Raw genomic sequence first — 15,593 nt, 5'->3', positions numbered from 1 at the left:
CGCGCGCCTCCGGTCGGGCTACGCCCGCCCTCCGCCGCACGCAGCGCAAGGCCATCTTCAACAAACCAGCATCATATCCGAAAAGGGGGTCCCTCTTCGACGCCGATCGGGGGTCCCTTTTGAACGCCGTTTGACACGCAGGCGTTCAACACCACCACCAGCATGGGACGGCTCACCCTCAATGTCCTCCTGTCGTTCGCGCAGTTCGAGCGCGAGGTCATCGCCGAGCGCATCCGCGACAAGGTCGCGCAGTCGAAGGCGCGCGGGATCTGGATGGGCGGCCCGGTTCCGCTCGGCTATGATGTGCAGGATCGCAAGCTCATTCCCAACGCCGCCGAGGCGGCGACCGTGGTTTACATATTCCGGAGCTACCTCGAGCAGCCATCGGTACGCGCACTCAAGATGCTGCTCGACGAGCAGGGCATTCGCACCAAGCTCCAGCAAACGAAGACGGGACCACGCGGCGGATGTGCCTTCTCGCGCGGGGGACTCTACTGGCTGCTCTCCAACCCGATCGCCATCGGCAAGCTTCGCCACAAGGACAAGGTTCATGACGGCAAACATGAGGCTATCGTCCCGATCGATCTGTGGGAGGCGGTCCAGGCCAAGCTGGCCGCCTCGGCCGCCGAGCGCGGCAATGCCGTCACCAGCGTCGGAGCCGCGCTGCTGGCGGGCATGATCCGCGATGCTGAGGGGCGGCCGATGTCGCGGTCATTCACGGTCAAGCAGGGACGGCGCTATCCCTATTATGTGTCGAGCATCAGCAAGGATATCAATCGCGAGACGCGGGCACGCAAAGCCCTGCCACCAACGCGCATCGCCGCGCACGCGATCGAGAGCGGGGCTCGCGACGCCTTGCGCGCGCTGCTGCTGAATGAAGACGCTATCGTCCGGCTCGATCCGGACGCATCAGCGACACACACGCACCAGCGCATCACCACCGCGGCAGAGCTCGCCCGGCAGGTCAGTCCCCAAGCCTCGCTCGGCGCGCGCAACCTGTTCGAGCGGCTTAAGCTCAAGATCATGGTCCACGCCGACCGCATCACCGCCGACCTTTCGCGCAGCGCGTTATTGTCCGCGCTTGATCACCGCGCCCACGCGGATATCGATGATGAGACGCGCACCACGCTCGCTATCAGCGCCGACATGCATCGCGGCAAGCGCGGCGTCAAGCTGGTCATCGTCAGCAAGCCATCCGACCCCAGAACCCCCGACCCGAAGCTGGTCACGCTGATCGCCAAGGCCCATCAGGCGCGGACCGACCTGTTCTCTGGCGCGGCATCGCGCGGCAATCGGCATATCGAACGGCTCGCCCGCCTCGCCTATCTCGCGCCCGACATCACTGCCGCCATCCTTGATGGCGCCCAGCCCAAGACGCTCACCAGCCGCCAGCTGCTCAAGCTTCCCGCGCTCCCGCTCGCCTGGGCCGATCAGCGAAGGCTCCTCGGATTTGCATGAGAACATCCTCGGCGGCCCGCGCCGGGCCTGGCATCTTCCCCACCGATCCAACCGCGGTTAGTCTTCGGCTTTCTCTTGCTGGCTGAGCGCATCGGCGATCATTGCCGCCAGCGCCTCTTCCGCGCGCACCCGCGCGCTCCCATCCTTCGCGCCGAGATCGCGCCGAATCCACGATGGTGCGCGCTCGACGACTCTGAGTATGATGTCGGTCAAAGCCTGAGTCATGCACTGCCCTATGGCAGCGGCCACGGCGCCAAACAACCGTCCGGTGGCCACGAAAATCGCCCGCAGAGACCAGGCTGAGTCTGGCGACGAACATTCGCCAGACGTCTCTCGTCTCTGACCACCGCCGCGAATCTACCCGTCCGGAAAGGCGCTATTCTGCGCCGTTCTCGTCACCGAAATCCAACTTTATACAATTATATCAATGCTTTGCATGTGCGTGGTGCACCCAACAGGATTCGAACCTGTGGCCTTCGGATTAGGAATCCGACGCTCTATCCTGCTGAGCTATGGGTGCGCCGGCGCTCGTTTAGCGGCGCGGGATGCACAGCGTCAATCGCGGGATCAATTCGCGGCCTCGGGCGGGACGATCGGCACGAGCAGCGGCATCGCGGCGATCCCGTCGTCGCGCAGTGCCTGCGCTTCCTCCGGCGAGGCCTGGCCGTGGATCAGGTCCTCCGCCGCACGGCCTTCGTGCATCGCACGCGCGGCATCGGCGAAGTCGCGCCCGACCCAGCGCGACTGTGGCAGCATCTCGGCCTGCTTAGCCGCGATATCGGCCAGCACTTTGCGCACCAGTTCGGGGCCGGGTTCGGTCACCGCTTCGGTCGGCGCCGGCGCCGGAGCCGGAGCGATCGTAAGCTGGTTCGACTTGGCGCCGACGCGCGGCGCCATCACAGCCTTCCTGACCTCGACATCGCCGCAAATCGGGCACGCAATCAGACCGCGCGCCTGCTGATCGGCGAAGCTCTCGCTGCTCGCGAACCAAGCCTCGAACCGGTGGGCGCCGGTGCAGCTAAGGTCGAAGACGATCAACGGTCAGGCCTCTCCGAGCAGGGCGTCGAGCTGGCCCTTCGCCTCGAGCGCGGCGAGATCGTCGCTGCCGCCGACATGCTTTCCGTCGATGAATATCTGCGGCACGGTACGGCCGCCGTTGGCGCGCGCGACCATCGCCTCGAAACCGGCACGATCCATCGTCACGTCGATTTCCTGATAATCGGCATGCTTGCGGTCGAGCAGCGCTTTCGCGCGCGCGCAATATCCACAAAAGGCCTTCGTATAGATTTCGATCTTTGCCATGCGGCTATCCTGTCATCCTTTGACCCTGCATATCGGAATCAACCTCCGCAAAGTCAAATATGTTGCCCGTCATCAGCGCGTCGGGAACGACGCGCGCCCAGCTGAGCGCGGATATGCGCGCCGCGCCGCTTCGCTTCAGCGTCCCCGCCGCCGCACGCAAGGTCGCCCCGCTTGCATGGACGTCGTCGATCAGCACCAGATGCCGGCCCTCCGCCCGCCTTCGGGCACCGTCCGCGAGTGCAAAGGCGCCCGCGACGATCCGCTCGCGCTCGCGCCGTCCCTTGCCGCGGAGCGCCGCAGTCGGTTTGCGCCGGACGAGCAGATGATGGTCGCGCGGTGCGCCGGTCAGCCGCGTCAGCGCATCGGCGACGAGCGCCGCCTGATTGAACCCGCGCGACCAGAGTCGCCAGCGATGAAGCGGCACCGGTACCAGCAGCATCTCGTCCGCCGGGCCGAGAGCCGCCAGCGGACGCACCATCAATTGCGCCATCAGCCGCGCATGACCGGTTCGCCGCCCATATTTGAGCCGCAGCGCGACGGTGCGCGCGACCGGGCCATAGGCGACCGCTGCCGGCGCTCCGTCGAACGGCGGCGCATCGGCCATGCACGCGCCGCATTCCGCTTCTCCGCCGGGCAGCGCCGTCGGCAGCGGAATAGAGCAGCGCCTGCATGCGGGGCCATCGAGGAAATGGAGCGACGACCAGCAGGTCAGGCAGAACTGCCGGTCCGCGCCGACGAGGACGCCGCATCCTGGACAGCGCGGCGGCAGGGCATAGTCGACGATCGTGCGGCCCGCCGCGCGCAACAGGCGCGCCATCGCCTGGCCTGCCCCAGACCGCGCATCGATTTCGGCGTCTCCCGCTACCCTCTCCGCCATCGTCATCTCGCGCTTGTGCCGCATCGCCGGGGACGGCACAAGCGCGCATGGCCTCATCCCCGATCTTCTCCCCGGCCCGTCACGCCGCGCAACGCGACCGCATGGCCGACGCCCCCACAGGCGCCGATTTCCTAGCGCCGCTGATCGCCGAAACCTTGCTCGACCGCCTGTCGATGGTGACGCGCGATTTCGCGCGAACCCTGCTGATCGGCGCGCACGATGCAGCGCTGGCCGATCGGCTTCGCGGCACAGGCACCGATCTCACCCTGTTCGAAGCGGGACAACGGTTTGCCCAGAAAACCGGGGCCCTCGTCGGCGAGGTTGACGCGATTGACCTGCCGCTCGAAAGCTTCGACCTGATCGTCTGGCCGGGAGGCCTCGAAAGCGTCAACGACGTCCCCGGCGCGCTCGTCCGCCTGCGCGCGCTGCTCGCGCCTGACGGCTTGCTGCTCGGCGCCTTCGTCGGCGACGGCAGCCTGCCGCGCCAGCGCCGCGCCGTGATGAGCGAAGGCGTGCGGCCGATCGCGCGCCTGCACCCGCAGATCGACCTTTCATCGATGGGCAATCTGCTCCAGCGCACCGGCTTTGCCCTGCCGGTCGTCGATGTCGACGCGCTGACGGTGCGCTATGGAGATTGGTTCGCGCTCGTCCGCGACCTGCGCGCCGCGGGGCTCGCCAGTCGCCTCGCCCCCGCGCCACCTCCGCTGACGCGCGAGGAAGCCGCACGGATCGCCGCCGCCTTCGCAGCGCAGGCCGACCCCGACGGGCGCATCGCCGAAACCTTTCGTATCGTCCATTTCAGCGGCTGGGCGCCGCATCCCGACCAGCCCCGCCCCGCGCGGCGCGGCAGCGGCGCGGCCTCGCTCGCCGAAGCGCTGAAGCAGAAACCTTAGATCAGGGCTTCGAGCAGGCCGATCAACGGCTCGTCGGCGGGCGGCATGGCGAGCGCGTGCAGTTCGACCGGGCGCACCCAGCGCAGCGCGGTGGCGTGTTGCGCGATCGGCGTTCCACGCCATTTGCGGCAGACGTAGAGCAGCAGCAGCAAATGCCGGTCACCTAGCGTGTCGCTCGCAAAACAGGCCGGAGCGAGGCAGGCGTGATCGACGTCGATCGCCAGTTCCTCGGCGAGCTCGCGGATCAGTGCCTGCTCGGGCGTCTCGCCGGGCTCCAGCTTGCCGCCCGGAAACTCCCAGAGGCCGGCCATCGGCTTCCCCTCCGGCCGCCGCTGGACGAGCAGCCGCCCATCGCGATCGACAAGAGCCGCAGCGACGACGGTAAGCGTGGATTTTACGGCGATTCCGCCATCGGACGCGGGCAAATCATTAACCTTCCTATGGGATGTTCGGAACCCTCGGGAACTATAACTTCAGTCAGGGGCGGGACAATGAACAAGATTCACAGGCTGCTGCGGTCGACCAGGGCCGCGACAGCCGTCGAATACGGGCTGATACTGGCCATGATATTTCTGGCTGCGGTGGGCGCGATAAGTGCCGTCGGAAACTCGACCATCACCATGTGGAACAGGGTCTCCTCGAACGCGAGCAGCGTCATGTAGGCCGCCGATTGTCCAATAACGGGACTCGCCACCGCCCTATTTTCGAGGGGCCGGCATTAAGATTTTCCAAACCTATTTCGCCTAGACCCGAACCGTTGACCCAGACCAGACCGTCAACAGGGTAAGTGAAGCATCAGGAGACCAGTCATGAAATTCTTCAAGAAATTCGTCCGCAACACCAAGGCCGCAACCGCCATCGAATATGGCCTGATCGCCGCTCTGATCGCCGTCGCCGGCATCGGTGCGATGAGCGCCGTCGGCAGCGGCGTGAAGGGCACCTTCACCAAGGTCGGTGACAACCTGAAGTAAGTCAGCGACCGTTCCGCCGGTTTCACCGGCACAAGGAAACCGAAGGGGCGGTGGCTTTCACCGCCCCTTTTTCGTGCGCCCCGTCTTTGCCATGCCGCCTCAGCGGCTGGCGTAAACCACGATCTTGACCTTCTGTCCCGGCGTCAACCGGCTCGACGAACCGAGGCGGTTGAGCACCTGAAACCGCTCGGTCTGATAGTCGCTGTACGCCATGCGCCGCGCCAGCGTCGCCACCGTGTCGCCGCGCGCGACGGTGATGACATCGACCCGACGCGGCCGGATCGCCGCCACCTCGCTCGCGCCCAGCCGCCGCACGCTGTTGAACATCGGGTTGAACACCGACGCGCCGCCAGCTTTTGTCAGCGCCACGAAATGGAACGCGCTGCTCCGCGAAAATTCATAGGCAAAGACGGTGACATCGACCTGACCCGACTGGGTATTGGCACGCGCGATTGCATAATAGGCCGGAATGCCGTTCACTGTCGTCCGCTCGATAGTATTCGGCGAAAGATTGGCGTTGCCGCCGACCGCCTTGAAAACAGACGCAATATAGGCATTCATGTCGCCATTATAGGCGGCGGTCGAAAATTGCGCCTGCCCGCCGTTGCCGCTGACCGACACCGCGTCATTGCCGTTCTGCATGCCATAGCCGTTCGGCACGGTGAATTTGAGCCGCAGATCGGGATGCAGGAAATCGCGCCCCTCGATCACGCCCTGCTTGGGATCGTCGCCGTAGAGGAGACCACCGACCGACGCGAGAAATGCATCGGCATTGCGGACGCCGCCTGCACCGACGCGCGCGGCGAGGCTTTCAGCATTGCGGACGCGCGACGCCGGATCGGGGTGGGTGCTCGCCCATTCGGGGATCGAGCGCGCATCGCCGCCCGACAGGCGCGCCTCAAGGCTGGTCTGGTTGGCGAGGCTCGCGAGCATCGTCGACAGCGCGAGCGGATCGTAACCCGCCTTCTTCAGATATTGAACGCCGAGCTGGTCGGCCTCGAGCTCCTGACTGCGCGAGAAGCCGAGCGTCGCGAGCTGCGCCACCTTCATCGCATTATTCTGCAAGAGGCCGCCGAGCCCGCCGAGCAGTCCGCCATTATCGCCGATGGCGCCGCCCAGCACCGCGCCGAGCACGCCGAGGATCTGGTTGCGCGTCGCCGCCGACTGGCGCTTCTTGCTGTGCTGCGCCGCGACATGGCCGACCTCGTGCCCCAGCACGCCCGCCAGTTCGGCCTCGTCGTTCATCAGCGCCATCAGCTGGCGCGTGACATAGACATAGCCGCCGGGGATCGCGAAAGCATTGTTCACCGGCGAGTTGAGCAGAGTGACGGTGAAATCCTTGGGCGAGCGCGACAGACCCGACTGGATGGCGATATTCTGCCCGATCCGGTTCACATAGGCCGCCTGCGGACCGTTGTAAGCACCGCCGAATTCAGCGAGCAGCTGCGGATGCGCCTCGTCGCCCTGCTTGCGTTCGGCGGGGGTGATATTCGTCTGGGTGCGGATCGCCTTCAACTGCGCGTCGGCAACGCCCGTCAGCATCACGCTCGCGGCCAGCACCATCGCCAGCCTCGTTCCCGTCGTTCCCGTCCTTCGCGTCATCGGCAGCCTCCCGCTTCATGGTCCCTGAACGATATAAGCCAAGCCGCCGCTGAACAGCGGCTTGCTATCGTCGCGATTTTGAACGCGATAGGGCCGTTCGGGTTCCGGGTCTACGCTCGCCCCATTGCCAGGAATTTTTCCTCGCGCTCGGTGAGCAACGTCTCGCGCGGCAGACCGGCGAGCGAATCGAGCTCCTGCGCGATCGCGTCGCCTAGCGACCCGATCGCGACCTCGGGGGCCCGATGGGCGCCGCCGACGGGTTCGGGGATGATGCGGTCGATGACCTTCAGCGCCAGCAAATCCTGTGCCGACATCTTCATCGCGGCGGCGGCATCGGCGGCCTTGTCGGAGGTGCGCCACAGGATCGAGGCACAGCCTTCGGGCGAAATCACCGAATAGACGGCATGTTCGAACATCAGCACGCGGTTGGCGGCCGCCAGCGCGATCGCGCCGCCCGATCCGCCTTCGCCGACGATCGCGGCGACCATCGGCACGCCAAGCGCGAGGCACTGCTCGGTCGAGCGCGCGATCGCCTCGGCCTGTCCACGCTCCTCGGCCTGGATGCCCGGAAAGGCACCCGAGGTATCGACCAGCGTCACCACCGGCAGTCCGAAACGGTCGGCGAGCTGCATCAGGCGGATCGCTTTCCGATAGCCCTCGGGCTTCGCCATCCCGAAATTATGCTTCATCCGCGATGGAATATCGTCGCCCTTTTCATGGCCGATCACCATCACGCGGCGGCCGCGAAAGCGCGCGAGCCCGCCGAGAATCGCCTGATCGTCGCCGAAATTGCGGTCGCCGGCGAGCGGCATCCAGTCGTCGAACAGCCCCGCGACATAATGTTTGAAATGCGGCCGGTCGGGATGGCGCGCGACCTGCGTCTTTTGCCACGGCGTCAGCTTGGCATAGATGTCGCGCAGCAATTTCGAGGACTTGTCCTCCAGCCGCGCGATATCATTGTCGATATTGAGCGAAGGATCGTCGCCCATTTCGCGCAGTTCGGCGATCTGCCGATCCAGCGCTGCGACCGGTTTTTCAAAGTCCAGAAAGGCTGTCATAGGGGAGCGCTAGTGCGAAGGCGGCGCGCCGTCAACGCCATCCATATGCGCCAGCGGGTGCCGCCTGTTGACCAGTTCGACGAGCCGGCGGCTATCGACATGCGTGTAAATTTCGGTCGTCGCGATGTCGGCATGACCAAGCATCAGTTGCAGCGCACGCAAGTCCGCCCCGCCTTCGAGCAGATGGGTCGCAAAGGCATGGCGCAGAACATGCGGGCTGATCGCCGCCGGATCGATCCCCGCGCGTGCCGCCAGTTCGCGCAGCATCTGGAACAGCCGCACGCGCGATAAATGCGCCTTGCCCGAAGGAAAGAGCCAGGGCGACGCATCGGTCAGGAAAGGTAGCCAGCGTTCGAGCATGTCGCGCGCGCGCGCCGACAGGGGCGCCAGCCGCTCCTTGTCGCCCTTGCCGCGGATGATCAGAAATTCGCGCCCGCCTGCGACCGCACGGCGCGGGAGCGAGACGAGTTCGCTTGCGCGCAGCCCCGAGCCGTAAAGCAGTTCGAGCAGCAACAGCATCCGCACCGCGTTCGCGGGCGGCGCACCGCCCCCAGCCTCTTCGCCCGCCTGCCCGAACAGCCGTTCGACATCCTCATGCGTCAATATGCGCGGCAGCGGCCGCCGCGTCGCCGGGCGCGCAATATCGAGCGCGGGATTGTCTGCGCGCTCGCCCTCGTCGAGCAGGAAGGCGAAGAATTGCCGCAGCGCCGACAATTTCCGCGCCGCGCTGCTCGCCGCCAGATCATGATAGGCAGCCATCAACCCACGCAGGTCTTCCGCGCCCGCTTCGCCCAACGAACCGCGCACCATCTCGGCGGCTTGTTCCAGGTCGCGCTTGTAGGCCGCAAGCGTATTGCGCGATGCTCCGCGCTCGGCCGCCATCATCTCCAGAAAGCGGTCGATCAGTGCGCCGTCAGACACGCACCAGCGCTTCGGCTGCGATCATCCGCGCTTCGCCTTCCAGCCCGACGTCGCGCAGCGCGCGGACGATATAATAGAGATGATAAGGCGGGATGTCCGACCAGTCGCCCTGCATCCCGGCCGCGGCGATCAGCGCCACCATGCCCGGCTCGCGCCGCTCGGCCGCCGCCATGATCGCGCGCGACCAGCGCGTCTGCTTGCCCAGCGTCATGTCGAGGTCGCCAGCCGCCGAGGCCGCCTGCCCCTCGTCGAGGCGCCCTAGCCCCGCGAGGCCCGCGACGAGGAATTTCGAGCGCTGATGGTCGGCGCTGTCGTCGCTGCCCGAAAAACTGCTGATGCTCCCGGCGCTCACGCCGGTCAGCGCGCGCGGCGACCCGACAGCCAGCACGCCCCAGGCACGGCTGCCGACATTGAGCTTCCGCACCCATGCCATCGCGTTGGCGTCGTAGCCGGCGGCGAGCATCGATCCCATGAGCTGCCACGGGTCGTCTCCGACGTCGGTCCCGGTCGGCAGGCCGGCGGCGGCGCGCGCGGTCGCGACGAGCGCGGCGTAGCGCTGCGCCGGATTCTGCCCCGCGCCCCACAGCCCTTCCATCGCGGCATAGCGTTCGGCGCCGCTCGCGGCGCCGAAGGCGTCGCGCAGTTCGTTCGTCTGGGCCGCGATCGCTTCGGGCGGTTCTTCTTCGCTCGATGCCGCGCTCAGCAGCGACACATAGGCCTCGCTCGACAGCACGCCGCGCGCCGCCGCATCGGGCGCCGCGGCGATGCGGTCGGCCATATCGGTCATCGGCGCCAGCACGGTCCAGCCGCGCATATAAGCGGGCTCGCCGGTGCGGAGCGCCGCGGGAATGTCGATCGCGGTCGCGGTCGCGAGGCCGAAGCGCCAGCTCGTCAGCCGGTCGACCTTGTTCCATTCGATCGTCGTCGAACGGCGGCCCGCGCCGGTCGCGCCGAGCACGCGCTCGGCAAGCAAAATGTCGAAATTGCTGATCTTGCCGCTCGACCGCACCCGGCCGATCGCCCAGCCCGCCGGTCCCGCTTCGCCCGACAGGCCCGAACAGATTGCCGCGGACAGCCGCCACGACTGTTCCTCGCCATGCGCGAGGCCGGCAGGAACATAGGGGCAGAGGCCGGCGGGGTCGGCGTTGGCGAGGAAGGTCTGCTGCGCAACCTGAACCAGCCGCGGGCTCGCACGGTCATAATCGACCGACTGGACGATCCAGCGCGCGGCGATCGATTCGCCCATGCGGAGAAGCAGTCCGGCACGGTCGGCGGCGAGGTCGGCGCCATTGATCGTCTCGGGCGTGTCGATCGCCGAAGACAGCGCGCGGCGGAGCAATATCTGGCCCCAGCGCGACGCGAGATTGCCGCTCGTCTTGCGCATGATCGCCGCGGCATATTGGCCGCGCACGCCAAAAGCGTCGGGCGCGAGTCCGCCGGTTTCGGGCGTCAGCGGCCCGATCCGCGCGAGCAGGCGCCGCGCGCCCGGCGGCAGGTCGTATTTGAGGCCGCCCGCCGTGGTTTCTTCACCATCGGCGGCATCGCCCTCTTCGCTGGCCGCGTCGGTGAGGGTCGAGGTGACGGGAGGCGGAAGGACGCTCCCGGACGACGGCGCCGGGGTTCCCGCGGATGGGGACGGTGACGATTTCGGGGTGGCGGTCGGGGTCGGGGACGGCGCGGGCGAAGCCTTCGGCGTCTCGGACGGATTACCGAAGCCTTCGGGGAGCAGCGATTCCTGCGCGAGCGCGGGCAGCACCAGTGCCGCCGCCATTGCGGTGCCCGAAAGGCCCAAAGTCAGGGTAAGCAGCTTTTTCGTCATCATCCGTCCCCGGGCGCCGGGCGTCCGGCCATCCACAGGCCTTTTCCCGATCTGCCCCGCGCGCGCAATATCCAATGCCCGCAGTTCGTCCCATAAGTGCGCCCGCGAAAGTGATTGTTCCGCGCGGCTTGCGCGGTATAGCCCCGCGCACCATGTCGCGAAACCCGAAAAGCCCGGGCTCAAACCTTGACGGAGCCATCCCCGCGTCGATCCGCGATCGGTCGATCGTGCTCGTCGGGCTGATGGGGTCGGGCAAGTCGACGATCGGCCGCCGCCTCGCGCAGCGGCTCGGCATGGCCTTTGCCGACGCCGACGACGAGATCGAGCATGCCGCGGGGATGACGATTTCCGACATGTTCGCAAAGTTCGGTGAGGCGCATTTCCGCGACGGCGAACGCCGCGTAATCGCGCGGCTGCTCGCAGGCCGGCCGCATGTGCTGGCGACCGGCGGCGGCGCCTTCATCAACGACGAGACGCGCGCGCTGATCCTCGCGGACAGCCTGTCGATCTGGCTCGACGCCGACATTCCGACGCTGGTCGAGCGGGTCGCGCGGCGCAGCCACCGCCCGCTGCTCAAGGATCGCGACCCGGGCGAAGTGCTCCGCGAGCTCGCCGCGGTCCGCAACCCTATCTATGCCGAAGCGCATATCCGCGTCAGTTCGGCGTCGAGTCCGCACGAGCATACGGTGCGCGCGATATTGGAGGCTCTCGCAACATGGAACGGTTGACCGTCGAACTGGGGAACCGCAGCTATCCGATATTGATCGGCGACGGGCTGCTCGGCGCGATTGGCCGCCATGTCGCGCCGCTGCTCAAGCGCCCGCGGACGATGATCGTCACCGACGAGCATGTCGCGCCGCATTATCTGGACGCGGCGAGCACCGCGCTGGCGGCGGAGGGCATCGCGGTCTCGTCGCTCGTCCTGCCCGCGGGCGAAGGCTCCAAAAGCTGGGCCGGGCTCGCGCGCCTCACCGAATGGCTGATCGGCGAAGGGGTCGAGCGCAGCGATCATGTCGTCGCGCTCGGCGGCGGGGTGATCGGCGATCTGGTCGGTTTCGCCTGTTCGATCGTCAAGCGCGGCTGCGCCTTCGTCCAGGTCCCGACCACCTTGCTCGCGCAGGTCGACAGCAGCGTCGGCGGCAAGACCGCGATCAACGTCGCCGCGGGCAAGAATCTGATCGGCGCCTTCCACCAGCCCGCGCTGGTGGTGATCGACCCGATGACGCTCGCCACCTTGCCGCGCCGCGAGCTCGGCGCGGGCTATGCCGAGGTCGTCAAATATGGGTTGATCGACGATGCCGATTTCTTCGCCTGGTGCGAGGCGAACGGCGCCGCACTGCTCGCGGGCGACGGCGAGGCCCGGCACAAGGCGATCGCCCACAGCGTCGCCGCCAAGGCGCGGATCGTCGCCGCCGACGAACGCGAAACGCAGGACATTCGTGCGCTGCTCAATCTCGGCCACAGCTTCGGTCATGCGCTCGAAGCCGAAACGGGCTATTCTGACCGGCTGCTCCACGGCGAGGCGGTCGCGGCGGGGATGGTGCTTGCGCATCAGTTCTCGGCCGCGAACGGCCTCTGCCCGGTTGCGGATGCAGCCCGGGTGCGCGACCATCTCGCCAGCGTCGACCTGCCGCACAGCCTCGCGAGCGCGGGGATCAACACCGGCGGCGCCGAACTCGCGGCGCATATGGCGCACGACAAGAAGGTGCGCGGCGGCAAGCTGCCGCTGATCCTGACCCGCGGGATCGGACGGAGTTTCGTCACTGAGGATTATGGGCTGGATAGCGTGGCGGCGTTTCTGGACGGGCAGCGGGGCTAGGCCGCCGCCTCGCTCTCGGCCTCTTCACGCGCTCGCTTTGCCGCCGCCCGGCGTTCGCGCAGCGCTTCGAGCACGCTCGCCGCCTGCCGTCCCCCGCCCGCAACGAAGCGATGATCGCGTCCCGCACCGAGGTCGCCCTCGCTGATCTGCATGTCGAGCCGCTCGGCGTCGAGCTGGCGCAGCGCCAGCTCGACATCTTCGATCTCGCGCGGCTCGACCTCGAGTTGCTGCAGTGCCATCGCGCCGAGCGCGATCGAGCTTTCGAATACCTCGCGCACCGCGCCCGCGGTGCCGGCGCCGTCGATCGCGAGCAATTGCCGGCGGTCGAACACCCGCGTCAGCACGCGGGCATCGGGAAAGGCTTCGACAATCGGGGCAAGCGCCGCCGCGTCGATGCCGCGATCATCGGTGCAGAAGATGATCAGCCGCGCCTCTTCGGCGCCTGCGCGGCGCAGCACGTCGATGCGCAGCCCGTCGCCGAAATAGACTTTGGTGTCGAAACGCCCCGACAGCTCGATCTGGCTCGGCTTCTTGTCGATCAAGGTCACCGAGCAATCAACCGCGTGCAGCATCTGCGCGACGATCTGTCCAAAGCGGCCGTAGCCGATGACGATCGACGATCCGCGCGGCGCATTTTCGGGATCGTCGAGATCGGCATCGCTCCCGGGCGAAAACTCCAGATTGCGCGCGAACAGCATCAGGAAGGGCGTCGTCATCATCGACAGGGTGACGACGGCGCTGAACAGGCTCGCCGCCTCGGGCGCGACGAGCAGCGCGTCGGCCGCCTGGGTAAAGAGCAGGAAACCGAACTCGCCGCCCTGGCTGAGCAGCAGGCCGAGACCGAGCGCGGTGCTCCACGACTTGCCGAACAGCCGCACGAGGACGGTGAGCACCGCGACCTTCACTACTACCAGTCCCGCGGCGAGCGAGATAACGAGCAACGGCTTGGCAGCGACGACGCCGACGTCGAGCACCATGCCGACCGCGAGGAAGAAGAGGCCGAGCAGCACGAGGCGGAACGGCTCGACATCGGCCTCGATCTCGTGCCGATAGGGTGAATCCGCGAGCATCATGCCCGCGACGAACGCCCCGAGCGCGGTCGACAGGTGCAGGCTGTGCATGAAGGCCGCGCTCGCCAGCACCGCGAGCAGGCCGACGACGACGAACAATTCGCGCTCGCCATAGCGGCCGACGAGGCGGAGCAGTGGATTGACGACGAAGCGCCCTGCGAGGACGAGGACGACGATCGCCCCGACGGTATAGAGCGCCATCTGCCATCCCGGCGGCGCCGAGGGGTCGGCGGGCGCGCGCGACAGCGCGGCGATGATCGTGATCATCGGCACGATCGCAAGGTCCTGGAACAGCAGGATCGAAAAGGCCTTTTCGCCGAAGGGCGAGTTGATCCGGCCCGAGCTTTTGAGGCTGGGCAGCACCTGCGCGGTCGATGACAGCGCGAGCGGCAAGCCGAGCGCGAGCGCCGCCTGCCAACTGAAGCCCAAGGTCACGAAGATCAGGCCCGCAAGGATCAACCCGGACACCGCGACCTGCGCGAAGCCGAGTCCGAATATCGCGCGGCGGAGATCCCAGAGGCGCCTCGGGTGGAGTTCGAGCCCGACAAGGAAGAGCAGGAAGGCGATGCCGATCTCGGCAAAGGCGAGCTTCGATTCGCCGCCGCCGACGAGCCCCAGCCCGTGCGGCCCGACGAGCGCGCCCGCGATCAGATAGCCGAGCACCGCGCCGAGCCCGAGACGGCGGAAGATGAGGACGAACAGCGTCGCGACCCCGAGCAGGATCGCGCCTTCGAGCAGCGCAGCGTCGGTGGCGGTCTCGCCCACGGCCGCGGTCGCTGTGGCGGCGATAACGGCGAGCCTCATACCGGGGCTGCCTGCTCGCCGAGCGCCGCAACTGCGGCGTCGAAGGGGAGCAGGATGGCGCCATGCCGGGCCGGATAATCGCGCGCGGCGGCGAGAAGGTCGAAACCCGGCCAGTCGGGAAGATCGCCCTCGCCCGCGAACCAGCCAGCGATCGCGGCGCGCGCAGCGCCAATCTCGGTGAGGTTCTTGCCCTCCGCGTGGCGCGCGAGCAGGGTCGCCGAAGCTTGGCCGAGCGCACACGCCTCGACATGCATGCCGATGCCGGTCACGCGGCCCGCCTCGTCCGTGTCGATATCGAGGATTATCGCGCTGCCGCAGAGCGGCGCGCGCACCGAAACGCGGTGCCGCGCTCCTTCGCGTAGCGGGAAATCGGCCGAGCCGACGGCGAGCGCCAATATGTCGCGATTGTAGAGCGCGCCGCTCATGGCGCGCCCTGCCTGTCGGCTTCGGCTTGCGCCGACCGCGCCTCGGCACGGCGCTCCGCAATGACCTTGCTCAAGGCCGCGCTGGTCGCGCTGAGCGCCGGATAGGTGCGGCTGTCGGTCATCCATTGGGGGCGCTGCGCGTTGCCGTAGCCGATGTCGTAAAGCAGCGTTGCGGCCATGAAGAGCAGCGTCGCGACGAGCAGGCCCTTGACCGCGCCGAAACCGGCACCGAGCCCGCGATCGAAGCCGCCGACGAGCGAAGCGCGGCTGCGCTGTCCCATCGCGCGCGATCCCCATTTGGCGAGGCCGAAGACGCCGCCGAACAGGATCACGAAGGCGAGCATCGCCGCACCGCCGGGCGCCTCGATCCAGCCCGACAGCAGATCGGTGGTCATCGGGTGGAAGAAGCGCACTGCGAGAATCGCGAGAACCCAGGCGAGGAGCGTCGTCACCTCCTGCACCAGCCCGCGCATGAAACCGAGCACCGCGCCGCCGCCGACGAGGGTGAGCACGAGAATGTCGAGGGCGGTCAGATTGGCCATCGAACCGCAATCCAGAAATCACGCATGAAATA

The 15,593-nt window shown here is 67.3% G+C and carries 18 protein-coding genes, 1 tRNA gene and 1 pseudogene; 6 read left to right on the top strand and 14 right to left on the bottom strand.

Annotation, left to right across the window (positions count from 1 at the left end):
* Positions 1–153 precede the first annotated feature (153 nt).
* Together ACE3SL_RS06505 and ACE3SL_RS06500 are read left to right on the top strand one after the other, a co-directional pair.
* Positions 154–258: pseudogene (locus ACE3SL_RS06505) on the top strand (recombinase family protein); the annotation flags it as partial.
* A 15-nt stretch (positions 259–273) separates the two neighbouring features.
* The gene (locus ACE3SL_RS06500; protein WP_374524941.1) at positions 274–1,458 is read left to right on the top strand and encodes a recombinase family protein; all 1,185 of its coding nucleotides are present in this window, start codon (positions 274–276) and stop codon (positions 1,456–1,458) included.
* 57 nt (positions 1,459–1,515) lie between these two features.
* Here ACE3SL_RS06500 and ACE3SL_RS06495 read toward each other — a convergent pair whose 3' ends face one another.
* The 5 genes from ACE3SL_RS06495 to ACE3SL_RS06475 form a co-directional block, all read right to left on the bottom strand.
* The gene (locus tag ACE3SL_RS06495) at positions 1,516–1,734 is read right to left on the bottom strand and encodes a DUF6771 family protein (RefSeq protein ID WP_374524938.1); all 219 of its coding nucleotides are present in this window, start codon (positions 1,732–1,734) and stop codon (positions 1,516–1,518) included.
* Positions 1,735–1,901: 167 nt separating this feature from the next.
* A tRNA-Arg gene (locus ACE3SL_RS06490) sits at positions 1,902–1,978 on the bottom strand.
* A gap of 47 nt (positions 1,979–2,025) precedes the next feature.
* On the bottom strand, positions 2,026–2,496 hold the full coding sequence (locus tag ACE3SL_RS06485; RefSeq protein ID WP_374524937.1) for a DUF1178 family protein: 471 nt from the start codon (positions 2,494–2,496) through the stop codon (positions 2,026–2,028).
* Positions 2,497–2,499: 3 nt separating this feature from the next.
* Positions 2,500–2,760, bottom strand: a complete 261-nt coding sequence (gene grxC / locus ACE3SL_RS06480; protein WP_374524936.1) for a glutaredoxin 3 — start codon at positions 2,758–2,760, stop codon at positions 2,500–2,502.
* A gap of 4 nt (positions 2,761–2,764) precedes the next feature.
* Positions 2,765–3,577, bottom strand: a complete 813-nt coding sequence (locus tag ACE3SL_RS06475; RefSeq protein WP_374524940.1) for a double zinc ribbon domain-containing protein — start codon at positions 3,575–3,577, stop codon at positions 2,765–2,767.
* A 107-nt stretch (positions 3,578–3,684) separates the two neighbouring features.
* Here ACE3SL_RS06475 and ACE3SL_RS06470 point away from each other — a divergent pair, with 107 nt between their 5' ends.
* On the top strand, positions 3,685–4,530 hold the full coding sequence (locus tag ACE3SL_RS06470; RefSeq protein WP_374524935.1) for a methyltransferase domain-containing protein: 846 nt from the start codon (positions 3,685–3,687) through the stop codon (positions 4,528–4,530).
* On the opposite strand, the gene ACE3SL_RS06465 is transcribed toward ACE3SL_RS06470, so the two are convergent.
* Both ACE3SL_RS06465 and ACE3SL_RS06460 read right to left on the bottom strand, forming a co-directional pair.
* Complete coding sequence (locus ACE3SL_RS06465) at positions 4,527–4,955, bottom strand: (deoxy)nucleoside triphosphate pyrophosphohydrolase (RefSeq protein WP_374524934.1); 429 nt, start codon at positions 4,953–4,955, stop codon at positions 4,527–4,529. The genes ACE3SL_RS06470 and ACE3SL_RS06465 overlap by 4 nt on opposite strands.
* 77 nt (positions 4,956–5,032) lie before the next feature.
* Positions 5,033–5,188 carry a hypothetical protein gene (locus tag ACE3SL_RS06460; protein WP_374524933.1) on the bottom strand — a complete coding sequence of 52 codons (156 nt, stop codon included), beginning with the start codon at positions 5,186–5,188 and terminating at the stop codon, positions 5,033–5,035.
* A 151-nt stretch (positions 5,189–5,339) separates the two neighbouring features.
* Here ACE3SL_RS06460 and ACE3SL_RS06455 point away from each other — a divergent pair, with 151 nt between their 5' ends.
* Positions 5,340–5,501, top strand: a complete 162-nt coding sequence (locus tag ACE3SL_RS06455) for a Flp family type IVb pilin (protein WP_374524932.1) — start codon at positions 5,340–5,342, stop codon at positions 5,499–5,501.
* Positions 5,502–5,600: 99 nt separating this feature from the next.
* Here the strand turns inward: ACE3SL_RS06455 and ACE3SL_RS06450 are convergent, their stop codons facing one another.
* From ACE3SL_RS06450 to ACE3SL_RS06435, 4 genes are all read right to left on the bottom strand, one after another.
* Positions 5,601–7,103 (bottom strand): M48 family metalloprotease, encoded by a 1,503-nt coding sequence (locus tag ACE3SL_RS06450; protein WP_374524931.1) that lies wholly within the window; start codon positions 7,101–7,103, stop codon positions 5,601–5,603.
* 110 nt (positions 7,104–7,213) lie between these two features.
* The gene (locus ACE3SL_RS06445) at positions 7,214–8,161 is read right to left on the bottom strand and encodes an acetyl-CoA carboxylase carboxyltransferase subunit alpha (RefSeq protein WP_374524930.1); all 948 of its coding nucleotides are present in this window, start codon (positions 8,159–8,161) and stop codon (positions 7,214–7,216) included.
* A gap of 9 nt (positions 8,162–8,170) precedes the next feature.
* Positions 8,171–9,082, bottom strand: a complete 912-nt coding sequence (locus ACE3SL_RS06440; RefSeq protein ID WP_374524929.1) for a tyrosine recombinase — start codon at positions 9,080–9,082, stop codon at positions 8,171–8,173.
* On the bottom strand, positions 9,075–10,904 hold the full coding sequence (locus ACE3SL_RS06435; protein WP_374524928.1) for a hypothetical protein: 1,830 nt from the start codon (positions 10,902–10,904) through the stop codon (positions 9,075–9,077). Before ACE3SL_RS06435 ends, ACE3SL_RS06440 begins: the two co-directional genes overlap by 8 nt.
* Before the next feature lie 149 nt (positions 10,905–11,053).
* Between ACE3SL_RS06435 and ACE3SL_RS06430 the strand changes: the two genes are divergently transcribed.
* On the top strand, positions 11,054–11,629 hold the full coding sequence (locus ACE3SL_RS06430; RefSeq protein WP_374524927.1) for a shikimate kinase: 576 nt from the start codon (positions 11,054–11,056) through the stop codon (positions 11,627–11,629).
* The gene (aroB, locus tag ACE3SL_RS06425; RefSeq protein ID WP_374524926.1) at positions 11,617–12,720 is read left to right on the top strand and encodes a 3-dehydroquinate synthase; all 1,104 of its coding nucleotides are present in this window, start codon (positions 11,617–11,619) and stop codon (positions 12,718–12,720) included. The genes ACE3SL_RS06430 and aroB overlap by 13 nt, the downstream gene beginning before the upstream one ends.
* Here aroB and ACE3SL_RS06420 read toward each other — a convergent pair.
* Genes ACE3SL_RS06420 through ACE3SL_RS06410 form a run of 3 tightly spaced genes read right to left on the bottom strand, consistent with a single transcriptional unit; the run spans position 12,717 to position 15,561 of the window.
* Entirely contained in the window at positions 12,717–14,594 is a 1,878-nt protein-coding gene (locus ACE3SL_RS06420) for a cation:proton antiporter (protein WP_374524925.1), read from the bottom strand. The two genes, aroB and ACE3SL_RS06420, sit on opposite strands and share 4 nt — an antisense overlap.
* Entirely contained in the window at positions 14,591–15,019 is a 429-nt protein-coding gene (locus ACE3SL_RS06415) for an iron-sulfur cluster assembly scaffold protein (protein ID WP_374524924.1), read from the bottom strand. Before ACE3SL_RS06415 ends, ACE3SL_RS06420 begins: the two co-directional genes overlap by 4 nt.
* Positions 15,016–15,561: a CvpA family protein gene (locus tag ACE3SL_RS06410; RefSeq protein WP_374524923.1), complete on the bottom strand. Its 546-nt coding sequence runs from the start codon at positions 15,559–15,561 to the stop codon at positions 15,016–15,018. The genes ACE3SL_RS06415 and ACE3SL_RS06410 overlap by 4 nt, the downstream gene beginning before the upstream one ends.
* Positions 15,562–15,593: the final 32 nt, after the last annotated feature.

The sequence above is a fragment of the Sphingopyxis sp. genome, assembly GCF_041916015.1.
Taxonomy (GTDB): domain Bacteria; phylum Pseudomonadota; class Alphaproteobacteria; order Sphingomonadales; family Sphingomonadaceae; genus Sphingopyxis.
Note: the sequence above shows the minus strand (reverse complement) of the source record. Positions and strands in the feature narration are given on the sequence as shown.

Excerpts from the sequence above, each read along its gene's own strand:
- ACE3SL_RS06500 (WP_374524941.1), top strand. The coding sequence starts at position 274 with ATGGGCGGCCCGGTTCCGCTCGGCTATGATGTGCAGGATCGCAAGCTC.
- grxC (WP_374524936.1), bottom strand. The coding sequence starts at position 2,760 with ATGGCAAAGATCGAAATCTATACGAAGGCCTTTTGTGGATATTGCGCG.
- ACE3SL_RS06475 (WP_374524940.1), bottom strand. The coding sequence starts at position 3,577 with ATGGCGCGCCTGTTGCGCGCGGCGGGCCGCACGATCGTCGACTATGCC.
- ACE3SL_RS06470 (WP_374524935.1), top strand. The coding sequence starts at position 3,685 with ATGGCCTCATCCCCGATCTTCTCCCCGGCCCGTCACGCCGCGCAACGC.
- ACE3SL_RS06460 (WP_374524933.1), bottom strand. The coding sequence starts at position 5,188 with ATGACGCTGCTCGCGTTCGAGGAGACCCTGTTCCACATGGTGATGGTC.
- ACE3SL_RS06455 (WP_374524932.1), top strand. The coding sequence starts at position 5,340 with ATGAAATTCTTCAAGAAATTCGTCCGCAACACCAAGGCCGCAACCGCC.
- ACE3SL_RS06450 (WP_374524931.1), bottom strand. The coding sequence starts at position 7,103 with ATGACGCGAAGGACGGGAACGACGGGAACGAGGCTGGCGATGGTGCTG.
- ACE3SL_RS06445 (WP_374524930.1), bottom strand. The coding sequence starts at position 8,161 with ATGACAGCCTTTCTGGACTTTGAAAAACCGGTCGCAGCGCTGGATCGG.
- ACE3SL_RS06435 (WP_374524928.1), bottom strand. The coding sequence starts at position 10,904 with ATGATGACGAAAAAGCTGCTTACCCTGACTTTGGGCCTTTCGGGCACC.
- ACE3SL_RS06430 (WP_374524927.1), top strand. The coding sequence starts at position 11,054 with ATGTCGCGAAACCCGAAAAGCCCGGGCTCAAACCTTGACGGAGCCATC.
- aroB (WP_374524926.1), top strand. The coding sequence starts at position 11,617 with ATGGAACGGTTGACCGTCGAACTGGGGAACCGCAGCTATCCGATATTG.
- ACE3SL_RS06420 (WP_374524925.1), bottom strand. The coding sequence starts at position 14,594 with ATGAGGCTCGCCGTTATCGCCGCCACAGCGACCGCGGCCGTGGGCGAG.
- ACE3SL_RS06415 (WP_374524924.1), bottom strand. The coding sequence starts at position 15,019 with ATGAGCGGCGCGCTCTACAATCGCGACATATTGGCGCTCGCCGTCGGC.
- ACE3SL_RS06410 (WP_374524923.1), bottom strand. The coding sequence starts at position 15,561 with ATGGCCAATCTGACCGCCCTCGACATTCTCGTGCTCACCCTCGTCGGC.